Raw genomic sequence first — 12,115 nt, 5'->3', positions numbered from 1 at the left:
GTCTCATCAACTAGTTTATTTTTTGCTGTTAATTTATAGATCAACCACTGTCATTTAAAGGTAGAAAAATGAAACGTAATATTATTGCACTGTCTCTTTTTGCACTTATTTCAACTGGTGTTCAGGCGGCGGATGGCACCATCAACTTTACAGGTAAAATTACCGATCAAACCTGTGACATTGATGCAGGCACCGGTGCTCCAATCGCCGTAACTATGGGCAACATTGGCGCAGATCAGTTTAAAGCAAAAGGCGATACCGCACTGCCAACCGAGTTTTCGATCAGTCTCAAATCATGCCCGGGCGTACCTTCGGTTTCAGTTAAATTCGATGGCACCGCCAACGCAGGCGATAATAGCATTATCGACCTGACTTCCGGTGCTAATGCCGCAACGGGAATTGGCCTGCAGATCCAGGAAGTTGACGGTACGCCAATCAAGCTGCTGAGCAACTCAAAAGCCGTTCCTATTACCAGTGGTGCGGCTGATGCCAAGTTCCGTGCGGTATATATTTCAACGGCAGATGCAGAAGACATCACAGCGGGTGATGCGAACGCAACTGCCTCCTTCGATATTGTTTATAACTGATTTTTTGCTGCGCTGTTAATTCAGCGCAGCCCTTTATTCCCGGAGAAATATATGAAAGCGCTGCTGGCTTCGTTTGTATTGACAGGCGTTGCGATTTATTCTGCACAGGCTTTTTCTGGCGTCACCGTGGGAGGGACCCGCTTAATTTACGACGCAGCAAAAAAAGAATCATCCATTCAGGTACAAAATAATGAAACCAGTCCTTATCTGATCCAGTCGTGGGTTGAAACTACCACCGAACAGAAGGACAAAACCTTTGTTGTAACGCCGCCGCTGTTCCGTCTGGATGGCAAGCAGAGTAATACCTTACGCGTTATTCACAATGGTCAGGCGCTACCCCAGGATCGTGAAAGTCTCTACTGGCTGAACATTAAGGCCATACCGTCAGGAACACCCGATAAGGGTAAAAACACGCTGCAGCTGGCGGTTAAGACGCGACTGAAGCTGATTTATCGCCCCGCGCCTCTGAAAGAGAGCTCAGCCACGCAGCAGGCCGGCAAGCTCACCTGGCAGCGCAACGGTAATCAGGTCCGCGTGTCAAACCCTACGCCGTATTACATGAATTTTTATTCCGTCAGTGTGGATGGAAAAACCGTTGAACACCCCGGTTTTGTTACCCGCGCGGAGAGCTCAGTATTACCCTGCCTGCGGGTACACGGGGCAGTCAGATTGAATGGAAGGTGCTAAACGATTACGGCGCACCGGATAAAGCACATCAGATTTCACTTTAACATTCGGGCCGTCAGTATTTATGAGACTTCCAGAGAAAACTCTACCCTTCGTGTTGCGCCCCACGCCGCTGGCGCTGCTGTGCGCGATGCTTATTCCGGTGATGACTATGGGTCAGGCCGCCGGAGAGACATTCAATCCGGCGCTGCTGGAAAAGCTCGACAGTAAAGAGACTGACACGCCCGACCTGACGGCGTTCGGAAACGGGCATCAACCTCCCGGGACCTATCAGGTTACCGTGTTACTGAACGGTATCGAAGTGGATAGTCGTATGGTGGACTTCCGGCTCGCAGAGACGGCTGAGGGACCTAAATTGCAGCCCTGCCTGAGCGTATCCGATCTCAAAGAATGGGGTGTCAGAACAGATCGTTACCCTCAACTTCAGGCCGGGGACGCTTCATGCGCAGATCTGAGCGCTGTTCCGCAGGCACTCGCTGATTTTGATTTCACAAATCAGAACCTCAAGCTAAGCCTGCCGCAGGCGGCGGTCTCTTCAGGTGTAAGGAGCTACGTTTCTCCTGATAAATGGGATGACGGGTTGACCGCTGCAATCATCAATTACAGTCTTAGTACAACAAACAACTTTGACCGAACCGGTCAGGGAAGAAACAGCCAGAGCCAGTATATTAACCTCCGCCCCGGGGTGAACCTGGGCGCATGGCGTTTCAGAAATTATAGCACCTGGCAGCGTAGCCGGGCTGGCGAGGGCCGCTGGGAAAGCGCTTATACCTATGCACAGCGCGGTATTAATGCGCTTGAAGGCCAGCTCACGCTGGGCGACAGTGCATCACCATCGGATATTTTTGACAGCGTGCCATTTCGTGGCATGCAACTGGCCTCCGATGATGAAATGCTGCCCGAGAGCCAGCGTGGTTACGCACCTGTCGTGCGCGGCATCGCCCGCGGTGCCAACGCCGAGGTGACGATTCGCCAGAACGGTTTCGTTATCTACCAGAGCTCCGTGCCCGCCGGCCCCTTCGAAATCAGTGATTTGTATGCAACGGGCGGTAGCGGCGACCTGGAAGTGACTATCACCGAAACTGACGGCAGCGTACAGCGACAGCTTGTTCCCTTCGCTGCCCTCCCGGTCATGCAGCGTGAAGGTCGTCTTCGGTATAGCATTACGCTCGGAGAATACCGGCCGGGCTGGCGCGGTGTGGATGATGCCCGGATAGCTCAGGCAACAGCTATTTACGGTTTTGGCCTTGGGCTTACCGGCTATGCTGGCTTTCAGGCTGCGGATCATTTCAAGGCGATCGCGGCCGGATTGGGTAAAAACATGGCGGGGCTTGGCGCTATATCTGCAGATGTTACCCATTCATCAGGGCAGTCAGAGGGCGCTGATCCCACGTCCGGTCAATCGGTACGGCTGCGCTACAGTAAAAGCCTGGCAACGACCGGTACTAACGTGTCCATTGCCGGCTACCGTTATTCAACCAGCGGCTTCTATACCCTGCATGAAGTGCTCAACAGCTACGCTCCCTATAGTGCCTATAGGTCGACGGAGCGGCGCCGTAACCGTGCGGAGATTACGCTTACGCAGCGTCTCGGCGACGACTTCGGCTACCTATCAGCTACAGCGCTGCGGGAGGATTACTGGGGAAGCGGGCGTCGTTTGAATTCCTGGTCTCTCGGATACAGTAACAGTTTTAAAGGCGTCAGCTACGGGCTCAATTACGCCTATAACCGCAACACTTCTGGCTTCAGCGGGAAAACGGCCAGCGGCGATCAGATAGTGTCGCTTAACCTGAGTGTCCCCTTACGCGGCAGTAATACCTGGGCTGGCTATAATATGAGCTCCCGCATTAACGATTCGACAATGCATACGGCAACCCTCAGCGGCACGGCGCTTGAAGGCAACGCGTTAAACTGGAGCGTCTCGCAGGGGTACAGAAGCCGCGGGCAGGAGGCTTCAGGTGCCGGACGCGCCAGTTATCGCGGGACCTATGGTGAAGTGAACGGAGCGCTCAGCTATACCCCGGCAGCTCAAAGCATCAGCGCAGGTGCTGAAGGCGCTCTGGTTATTCACGAGGATGGCGTGACCTTTGGCCAGAAAACCAGTGAGACCGCGGGACTGATCAAGGCGCCGGGCGCCGCCGGCGCGCTGTTACAGAACTACAACGGCGTCCGCACCGACTGGAGAGGCTATGCTGTGGTGCCCTACACTTCGCCATATCGGAACAATTCGCTAGCGCTGGATACCGGCTCATTTGCCGATGACGTCGAGGTAGAAAAGGCTATCACTGGCGTTGTGCCAACCCGGGGGCGATAGTGCGAGCGGAGTACAAAACGCGGGTTGGACAACGCGCCTTCATCACCCTGATCCGTGCCGACGGACGTCCAGTGCCTTTTGGCGCCTCGGTGACCACGGAAGATAAACACAGCGCCATTGTCGGCGACAGTGGCGAAGTATTTCTGTCGGGCCTGTCCCTCAAAGGTACATTATCAGTCAGCTGGGGAAAAACGGCTGATCGACAGTGCAGAGCTTCATATGACCTCAAAAATATTGAGCATGGCCTGAACGTAGCAGAAGTGAGATGCAGATAAGCTGCCTTACTCTTCCTTAACTCTGTCACTAAAAAAGTAATCTTAAGTAAAACATATAATTTTTTACTATCTACCGGAATAGTTGCGAGAAAACACTGGAATCAATAATTTCATTAAAATTGCAACTCATCCCATCGGTTATTAATAATTTCAATACCAGAAAAAGATTCACCTGGCATTGAGGGGGTTATAATATGAGAAAATTCATACCGTACATGCTGTTTGTGTGTCTTATTTTATCTGGCGTCAGTCATGCTTTAGCAGCGTGCACGCCACTTAATGATTGGGTTAATAAAAATATCAATGTAAGACTTCCTGATGTAATTACTGTTACGCCAGGGCAGAAAGGTAATCTTTACCATGGTGAATTTTCGATAGTGAGTGTCGAAGAGAATCTGGTTGAATGTTCACCTGAAACCAGGCCTGTGGTTAATTACACTCGTCCATGGCGAGTGAATGAAAGTTGGATGAATACACCTGCGGAGGGGGTACGTATGAGTGTGTGGTTCATTAAACGATACATAAGACTACTCACTCCGTCTTATGGCAAGAGTTCAGCTACTGATATATTCATACCTTCAGAACATATTGAGATAAACTTTGCGACACAAGCGGACAGCATAACTAGCGGAAAAATTACTCCCGGAACGCTTGCGTCTTATGGATATGAGGGCGCGCATACGGCATTTTTTGTTAATCTGATCAACGAAGTTAATATTGTAAGCACTTGCGAGGTGACCAACAAGAATATCAACGTTGCGATGCCGGCAACTAATACGGGCGATTTTCGCGGCCAGGGTTCAGCTTCCTCCGAGTCTGCTTTTGATGTTCAATTAAACTGCGCTACCGAGAATGCGGTTAGCGTTAACATCGAAACTGGCTCTGCAGGCGCAATAGATCCCTCGCAGGGCATTCTGGCGCTACAGGACTCAGGAGGTGAAGGTGTTGCCAGCGGCGTTGGTATTCAGGTTCTCTATGACGGTAAGCCGGTTGAGCTTGGAAAGGCTTTTGATGCCGGCTCAGTGGTCGTCGGAAATAATGGTATCCCTTTCAAGGCGCGTTATCTCCAGATTGGTGAAAAAGTTACCGCTGGTAAGGCTGACAGTAACGCGACTTTTACGCTGACCTATCACTAGAATAATAGCATCCGGGCATGAAAAATATGCCATGCCCGGAAGAAGTCGCATCTTTAATAAGGTTGTTAATGTTTTTTTGGATCATCAAAACCGGCATAACTCTTGAACTGGTTGATTTATTTCGGGGGATGTCAATTTTATATTGTACGTTAATTAATAACAGGCATCCGCATCCATCTCATCATTTATTTTTTAGCTTATACTCAGATTGCATTGTCACATGCCTGAGACTGGCTCTGTAACTCTGCAGAAGGACTTACTTGTGCGAAAATTCAAAGTTATAATTCTTGACGATCATCCTGTCTTTCTGTCCGGACTGAGGCACCTCATCAGTGAGGATCCGGATATCATTATTACTGATACCTGCATCAGCGCGAGTGAAATGCTTCTTTCATTGAGCCTGAATCCTGCAGATATTGCGCTGATTGACTTCTCACGCCCCAGTGATGATATGCAGATTATAAGTCTTATAAATGAGCTGCATGAACATTATCCGCATATTTTATTGATTGCCGTGGGTGAGAGTTTACCGCACAGGCAGTCGGCAGCACAGGTGAAACAATTACTGTATACCTATCTCTGCAAATCACTTCCACCGCGGGTATATTTAAAAGTCCTTAAAGCCGCCTGCCGAAAAGTGAATGATGGAAATTCAGGTAAGATTTATGGCGCATCAGCAGGGATAACCCAAAAAAGCTGTGCGCATCAGAATTTATCATGTAAGGAGAAAAAAATAATCGAATACTTACAGGCCGGCTTCAGCGTAACTCAGACGGCACAGCGAACTCACCGGAGCGTGAAAACGGTCAGCTCACAAAAGCGCAATGCAATGCGTAAGCTCGGTATAACTCACGAAAAGGAAATTTACGGCCTTAACCTGCAGGACATTTAGTTTTCTGAGTTCAGGCAGCTAACATAGTCTTTCAGTGGAAAGTAGTGGACACTTTTTTAATTTATTTTTCCTGTTCTTCAGCAGCGAAAGGTAACCACGTTTCAGCATCCAGGGTGAGGGTGAGGTTAGAGCGAATATGGCCCTTGCTATTTTCCCTATGCAGATAGACTTTACCACACTCTGCCATGGCTCCGGGCGTGTCTGTGCCAAACCGCATGTACGCCCGGCGCTTCGGCTCCTTAGCATCCTTCATTTTCGTGCAGGTCAGTATCAGGGCGATTTGCTAACCCTGTTTATTTTCGAACTTAAAAAGAACAGTAATTCTGTTTTGAACGCACGAAAAAAAAGAATAGTACTTTAACTCTCCACCTCTCCACTTTTTGCGTTTTTTACTTTATTTTCATAATGTTAATGGGTGGAGAGTTGATATTCAAGTGTCCACTACTATCCACCCATTCCTCAGACTCTCCACCTGTTCTTTCTGCATTTTAGATGGAAGGTGGATACTATCCACTCTGACTCTCCACCCATTAACCCTTTGTTTTAAAATAAATATATAAATAATGGGTGGAGAGTTAATAATTAACTGTCCACCCATTAACTTATTGTTATAAAAATAAAAATTAACCAAAGTGGAGAGTAGTGGACACTTTTTTAATTTATTTATTTTTCCTGTTCTCCGGCAGCAAAAGGCAACCACGCTTCAGCATCCTGGCTGAGCGTGAGGTTAGAGCGCATATGGCCCCTGGTACTTTTCCTGCGAAGATACGCTTTACCATACTCAGCCATGGCCCCGGGCATGTCCGTACCGAAGCGCGTCAGCGATACCGGCTTGCTCAGTCCGTTCGCCCGCATGTAAGCCATGTAGGCGTGATAGAGATAGCGACGCGGGCTGAACGGAACAATTTCTGCGTTGCCGATAAACATGCCGTCACACTGCGGTGAAGCCGTCAGGTAACCGCAGAAATCCACCAGCGAATCGCACTCGCGCTTGATGGTCAGGGCCTCCTCAGACGTCTGCTGTTCAGACAGCAGCTGACGCGCCTCCTGCTGGTCCGTAAAGCGGGTAAGAAGGTGGCGGATAATGACCGGCAGCTCAGCCTCTATCTTTGCCGTCATCAGCGGATCGCGTTCGTCTTCCGGGATGACCCGTGAAAAGTTAAAAATGACCCGGCGCCGCGATATGCCCCCGCTGCGATCGCTGAAGGTCATGGCGTTATTGTTGACGGCCAGAATGACGGCCGGGATGCGCGTGGAGTACGGTGGCTTATGCTTGGGATCGATCGCCACCTTGTCCCCGCCGGTAATGGCCTTGATGCCGGCACCGTCACCGGCATAGCGGGTCATGTCCGGCATGATGATGAGCGAGTACCCCACGATGAGCGCGCGCTCGCGCGGGTTCTCCAGCGCGGCCATGCTGGCTGAGACGGTGTTGCCCTTACCCGCCAGCATGGTGCAGATTTCGGCCATCACGCTTTTCCCGCTTCCTCCCGCCCCCGTGACCTCAAGGAACAGCTGCCAGTCGTAGCGGTTGGCCATCACCATATAGAGGGCGGCCAGTATCCGGTCGGCCTTGCGCGGATGATGCCCGGCGCACCCGTTCAGCCACTGCTGAAAAACAGGCGCGTGCCCGGCCAGCGTCTCGTTCTGCACCGCCGCCGTGAAGGTGACGTCGCTGGCGATAAGCAGCCAGTCACCGGGGTCGTGCGGACGGAAAATCCCCTGCCGGGTGTCGAACACCCCGTTACGGAAACCGACAAGATGGCGGGACGTCACGCCCATCACCGGCAGGCTCAGCTTCATGGCGTCGACGGCATTCTTCATGGCGGGCATGGAGTAGGCCGTTTCGCTGTCAATAAAAATGGCCGCCATCTGGCGCGCCAGCGCCCGGTCGCTCAGCGGCTGCCAGACGATGCCGTTATAGTGATGCACCACGTCTGAATCAGCATCCAGCGCCAGCTGCCCGCTGTAATGCTCAAGAAGCACCCCGCCGCGCTGGCTGGGCCCCATCTGGGAAAGGGACAGCCCCGCCTGGCGGGGAGCTGCCGGCTGCTCTTTACCGGCGGGAAAAAGGCGGTTGATACGTTCTGCATCACACAGCAGCGCCTTAACGGCCTCCCCGCCCGTGTAACCGGCAATCAGGTTCATCCGCGTCTGGCGCTGCTTCTTTGCGTCTGTCTGGCAGAAGCCTGCCTCACACAGGGCTTCATAGCTCATGCCGCTGCCCGGCACAAAGTCCTTCATTTTCTGTGCCAGCCGGCCGTAGCAGGAATGTTTATCGCGGTGCCGTGAAGCGGCCTCACGGGCCGCTTTTTTATCAACGGGATGACCATTCACCCACAGGTAGATGCAGGTGAACAGCGCGTCAGACAGGGTTTCCGTCTCCGTTTCCGTCACGCTCATTTCGGTATCCCTCCGCTCATCTGGAATTTGCCAATCAGCGGGTGGTACCAGTACGCCGAGCCGTACTTCCGTTTGGCCGCACGCAGCACCAGACGGGCCGCCTCACGGAATTTTTCGTCCGGCACCAGATAGCCTCCGGCCCTGTGCCGCACCAGCATCACGCCGGCGTTTTTTGCCAGCTCCTCCGCCTTTTTGGTCGAGATGCCAAACTCCGCCGCCAGCGTGCTGACCGGCGCCATGCCGGGCGGAATGGTACCGCCCTGTGAATCCACCAGCGCGTTCAGGCTGGCCTCCAGGTCCCCGACGCGCGCAGTGAGCGCCTCTACCCGGCTGGCCAGCTCGTTAAACTTCACGTTACTGATCATGGTGCTTTCCTCCGTCAGCCCTGAGCGCGCGGTAGATCTCAAAGTTGATGTCGCAGGCCAGGCTGATGAGGTGCCGCAGCTGGGGGGAACACTCCTGGCAGGCCTTGTCCATAATCACCTCAAACAGCGAGGTGGCCATCTCGGCCTGGAATTCAGCCTGATCTAAATCCATGGGCTCACGCATTTTGGACCTCCTGAACGGGCAGCGGGTCCGCGGGAGAGAGGGCAAGGCAGCGGACAGCCTGCTCTGAGCCGGCGCCGGTGCAGAGACGGAGCGGGGGTACAGACCGGTCCTGACGCGAAACGGCTAGGAAGCGATACTGATATTTAGGGCGAGTTTGGGTATGCTTGTTCACAGCCATAACTGTTACCTCAACTAACGGTTTGGTAAGACGCCCCGTATGTGTTGCGAGCACTGCGGGGCGTTGCTTTGTATGGAAACGAAAACTAACATGGTCGTTACCATGTAATAAAATATAGGAAATGGTAATTACCATGTCAACACAAAGTGAGAAGCGTTCTCCCCAATACCAAATGCGTTTGCATGAGGACTTCAGGCAACAATTAGAAGAAGTTGCTAAACAAGATGGTGATAATACGCTTGCGACCTGGATTAAGCGGGTACTTCGCAAAGAACTCCAGTCCAGAGGCATCGAACCTAAAGGCTGACTATTGATGCAAGAGAAAAGAACTAAGCGCAATTTTGATCGTTTGAATAGCACTGCTAAAAACATTCGGTTCGAAGATGAGCTTTTGGAGCAAATCGATACTGCCGCAGGATCTGGTAAGTTCAGCTCCTGGGTTAAAGAAGCATGCCGAGAAAAACTAGAGCGCCAGGAAATCGAACCCAAAGGCTGATCACCATACAGAACATCAGCAAGTGCATAAATTCCGGATGCCATATCAAACTCATCCCGCCAGAAGCATGTGAAGGTTCGCTGAGTCAGCATGGGTAGCCTCACATGGTCTGCGTACGACGCGTGGACACCAGATACGCGTCCAAATCTGACTGAAAATAAATAACCTTGCGACCGACTTTGTAATGCGGAATTTGCACCTTACCGGTGCTGGCCCAGTTAGCCAGGGTCTGGGGCGTAACCCCCAGATAGTGCGCTGCCTCTGACCGGGTCAGACGGCGGGGTGTTTTCAGGCTGAGAGGGAATTGCATGAGTATCACCATCAATATCAGTTATAGACTGATGGTGAATATCTATCGCCGGAGATACTGTTTGTAGTCTCAGAACGCGCTGTGATCGGATCACAACGCGCTATAAGGGGATCATAACGCGCTATGAGGGTATGACCAGCCGAAAAGGCGGATACGGGCGAACTTTGGAAGCTGGCCCGAGTTTCTCCTCTTTAATCCAGCGTGCCAGCGTTTCTTCACTGACCTGTCCTTTCAAATGGCCATATACTTTTTTGATCATGGCATTTTTAGGGGTGTGCGGATATTGGCGCCAGGTTTCAGACATTATCGCGATCACTTCATCTGCATGTTTATTACGCCGTCCTGACGCATTCCTGCTGTTATGGCCGCTATACACTTCCCGACGGAATTCTTCAGACTGACGCAGCTTATTCATGGCGACATCAATAAACGTTGCGGTATCGGTCTGTCCCAGGATGTCGAAAGACTTCAGAACAGGAAGGAGTGAAATGGCTGTGTGGTAGTGCTGTTCAAGCAGAAGCAGCAGATAGGATTTAAGCAGGGCCAGCCGGGCACGGTCATAGCTGCCTTTCGCGAGGTCCATACACCAGAGCGGATCTGAAATTTCGGTGATAAACGTCCTGCGGTCTGCATCATTGAAGGACAACGCCTGGTAAAATATATTGATATAACCTGTCACCGGCTCTGCCATAGCCAGCTCTTCCAGCTTTTTTGTCATTTCCGCTTTGATTTCATCAATCATTTTCTGACCTCATTGACCTTTTCCGAGAGTGAAAAAAGCAGTCTTCGTTTCTCATCATCACTGAGGTGCTCCAGCGCTTCTTTCAGCCGGGCATCCAGGCCTTCGGGCTTATCCGCTCTCCCGCTGTAGCCCAGGATGGCATGCTCAATTTTTGCTGCCGGTGCCTGCAGTTCATCTGCACCAAAGTGCAGATACCCCTGGGTCACATCGGCACTGCGCAGCGTTCTGTGATTCATCAGCCGCTTAAGGATATAGCTTCCTACCCCGGCCAGCTCCGCCACGGTACCGTAAGTTCGCCTCGCGTCATGCCACTTGAACGGGATGGGCTGCAGATTGTCCGGATTGGGTTCAGGAACCGTTGACCGGCTTATGCGCCCGGTGACGTGGCGGTATTCTTTGATGGTGGTCTTTATGCCTGGGAAGACCAGAGGATGATCTCCGCGCCGCGCCGCAGCGCGTCGGCGGAACAACAACAGCAAGGTACGGGTGATGGGCAGTTCAAGCGGGTCGCCGTTTTTTGTCGTATCTATCCAGAAGTAGCGGCCTCCCAGGTTAACGCAGGACCAGGCGAGACCGAATATTTCGGACTTCCGCAGGCCCGTGAACGTGGCCATCTCCACGGCATCACACACAGTCGCTGCGAAATCATCACGTTCACGCTCCGCCTGCTCCCTCACCGTCTCTATCGCAGATAACCAGCGGCCAAGATCATGGGTGCGGATGCGGTCGCTTTTCCTGACCGTGCCATGCCATTTCCGCTTAGTGCTGAGCACCAGTGTGGGTGGATCGGGAAGCAGGGTTCGCCCTTCCTCATCCCGGTAGTGATCGTGTGCGAAACGGTAAACCGCCCTCAGTGCGCGGGCCCATAAATCCGCCTGGGCGTGGCTACCCTGCCCTGTACCCCGTCGCAGGGAACGCTTATCCGCACCATACCAGACCGTGCCATGCGTGATGGCTTTATGACGGGCTTCAACGCGATCGCGGGTGATATAAGCCAGAGGCTGTGAGAGCCAGTCCCCTGAATAGTTGCCCAGAATGCTCCGGTATTGTTTTGCGGTGGCCGGCTTCAGGCGATGCTCGCGGCTGAGAATATAGGTGTTCAGGGCATCCTGCAGGGTGACGGCTGCCCGTTCGTGCGTGCGCTTCTGAATATTGGGGTTCTGACCGCTGAGAGCCATGCTGCCCATGACCTCCAGGGCTTTCGCCCGGGCATTCTCCACCGAAAGCGCAGGAAAACGCCCCAGCGTAGCCCGGAAAAACTTGCCGTTTTTCTTGCGGGATACACAGAAACTTTTCGTGCCGCTGACGCCGACACGGATCCGTAGCCCGTTTACGACCGTGTCGCCATATTCCACCTGTCCCCTGGCAGCAGGAGGCAGCTCTTCCAGCCTGGTTTTCGTGAATTTGAACGTTTCCATCCAACCTCCTCGACCACACGATCAGGGTATCCTGCGAATCGCATGGTCCAGCCAGGATACCTATAGGATTCCCCAAGCGCGTATTTGGGATGACTTCTGGTTATTTATACAGCGGTTATTATATTGGG

Annotated in this window: 14 protein-coding genes; 8 read left to right on the top strand and 6 right to left on the bottom strand. The window is 52.5% G+C overall.

From position 1 onward, the window contains the following. Positions 1 to 68: 68 nt before the first annotated feature. The 6 genes from C1N60_RS02560 (at position 69) to C1N60_RS02535 (ending at position 5,891) form a co-directional block, all read left to right on the top strand. A complete protein-coding gene (locus C1N60_RS02560; RefSeq protein WP_394521341.1) occupies positions 69 to 587 on the top strand; it encodes a fimbrial protein in 519 nt (172 codons plus the stop codon). 51 nt (positions 588 to 638) lie between these two features. After that, on the top strand, positions 639 to 1,274 hold the full coding sequence (locus C1N60_RS02555; RefSeq protein WP_394521340.1) for a fimbrial biogenesis chaperone: 636 nt from the start codon (positions 639 to 641) through the stop codon (positions 1,272 to 1,274). A 64-nt stretch (positions 1,275 to 1,338) separates the two neighbouring features. Then, positions 1,339 to 3,588, top strand: coding sequence for a fimbria/pilus outer membrane usher protein (locus C1N60_RS02550; RefSeq protein ID WP_394521339.1), 2,250 nt, complete (start codon positions 1,339 to 1,341; stop codon positions 3,586 to 3,588). Next, positions 3,588 to 3,863: a FimD/PapC C-terminal domain-containing protein gene (locus C1N60_RS02545; protein ID WP_394521338.1), complete on the top strand. Its 276-nt coding sequence runs from the start codon at positions 3,588 to 3,590 to the stop codon at positions 3,861 to 3,863. The genes C1N60_RS02550 and C1N60_RS02545 overlap by 1 nt, the downstream gene beginning before the upstream one ends. Before the next feature lie 194 nt (positions 3,864 to 4,057). Next, positions 4,058 to 4,999, top strand: coding sequence for a fimbrial protein (locus C1N60_RS02540; protein ID WP_394521337.1), 942 nt, complete (start codon positions 4,058 to 4,060; stop codon positions 4,997 to 4,999). Positions 5,000 to 5,261: 262 nt separating this feature from the next. Beyond that, positions 5,262 to 5,891, top strand: coding sequence for a LuxR C-terminal-related transcriptional regulator (locus C1N60_RS02535; RefSeq protein ID WP_394521336.1), 630 nt, complete (start codon positions 5,262 to 5,264; stop codon positions 5,889 to 5,891). A gap of 663 nt (positions 5,892 to 6,554) precedes the next feature. Here the strand turns inward: C1N60_RS02535 and C1N60_RS02530 are convergent. The 3 genes from C1N60_RS02530 to C1N60_RS02520 are packed head-to-tail and all read right to left on the bottom strand — an operon-like array spanning position 6,555 to position 8,843. Then, the gene (locus tag C1N60_RS02530; protein WP_394521335.1) at positions 6,555 to 8,294 is read right to left on the bottom strand and encodes a DNA primase family protein; all 1,740 of its coding nucleotides are present in this window, start codon (positions 8,292 to 8,294) and stop codon (positions 6,555 to 6,557) included. After that, on the bottom strand, positions 8,291 to 8,659 hold the full coding sequence (locus C1N60_RS02525; RefSeq protein ID WP_058759818.1) for a hypothetical protein: 369 nt from the start codon (positions 8,657 to 8,659) through the stop codon (positions 8,291 to 8,293). The genes C1N60_RS02530 and C1N60_RS02525 overlap by 4 nt, the downstream gene beginning before the upstream one ends. Next, positions 8,649 to 8,843 (bottom strand): hypothetical protein, encoded by a 195-nt coding sequence (locus C1N60_RS02520; protein WP_021509672.1) that lies wholly within the window; start codon positions 8,841 to 8,843, stop codon positions 8,649 to 8,651. Before C1N60_RS02520 ends, C1N60_RS02525 begins: the two co-directional genes overlap by 11 nt. Before the next feature lie 311 nt (positions 8,844 to 9,154). Between C1N60_RS02520 and C1N60_RS02515 the strand changes: the two genes are divergently transcribed. Continuing rightward, positions 9,155 to 9,328, top strand: a complete 174-nt coding sequence (locus C1N60_RS02515) for a hypothetical protein (protein ID WP_168926293.1) — start codon at positions 9,155 to 9,157, stop codon at positions 9,326 to 9,328. 6 nt (positions 9,329 to 9,334) lie between these two features. Then, positions 9,335 to 9,517, top strand: coding sequence for a YlcI/YnfO family protein (locus tag C1N60_RS02510; protein WP_136548011.1), 183 nt, complete (start codon positions 9,335 to 9,337; stop codon positions 9,515 to 9,517). Positions 9,518 to 9,617: 100 nt separating this feature from the next. Here C1N60_RS02510 and C1N60_RS02505 read toward each other — a convergent pair whose 3' ends face one another. From C1N60_RS02505 to C1N60_RS02495, 3 genes are all read right to left on the bottom strand, one after another. After that, positions 9,618 to 9,827: a helix-turn-helix domain-containing protein gene (locus tag C1N60_RS02505; RefSeq protein ID WP_136548013.1), complete on the bottom strand. Its 210-nt coding sequence runs from the start codon at positions 9,825 to 9,827 to the stop codon at positions 9,618 to 9,620. 121 nt (positions 9,828 to 9,948) lie between these two features. Beyond that, entirely contained in the window at positions 9,949 to 10,569 is a 621-nt protein-coding gene (locus tag C1N60_RS02500; protein WP_394521334.1) for a hypothetical protein, read from the bottom strand. Continuing rightward, positions 10,566 to 11,987 carry an integrase arm-type DNA-binding domain-containing protein gene (locus C1N60_RS02495; RefSeq protein WP_394521333.1) on the bottom strand — a complete coding sequence of 474 codons (1,422 nt, stop codon included), beginning with the start codon at positions 11,985 to 11,987 and terminating at the stop codon, positions 10,566 to 10,568. Before C1N60_RS02495 ends, C1N60_RS02500 begins: the two co-directional genes overlap by 4 nt. Between the last annotated feature and the right edge of the window lie 128 nt (positions 11,988 to 12,115).

It is taken from the genome of Pantoea sp. SGAir0184, assembly GCF_043544755.1.
The sequence above is the reverse complement of the archived record's forward strand: the minus strand, read 5'-3'. Positions and strand labels throughout refer to the sequence as shown.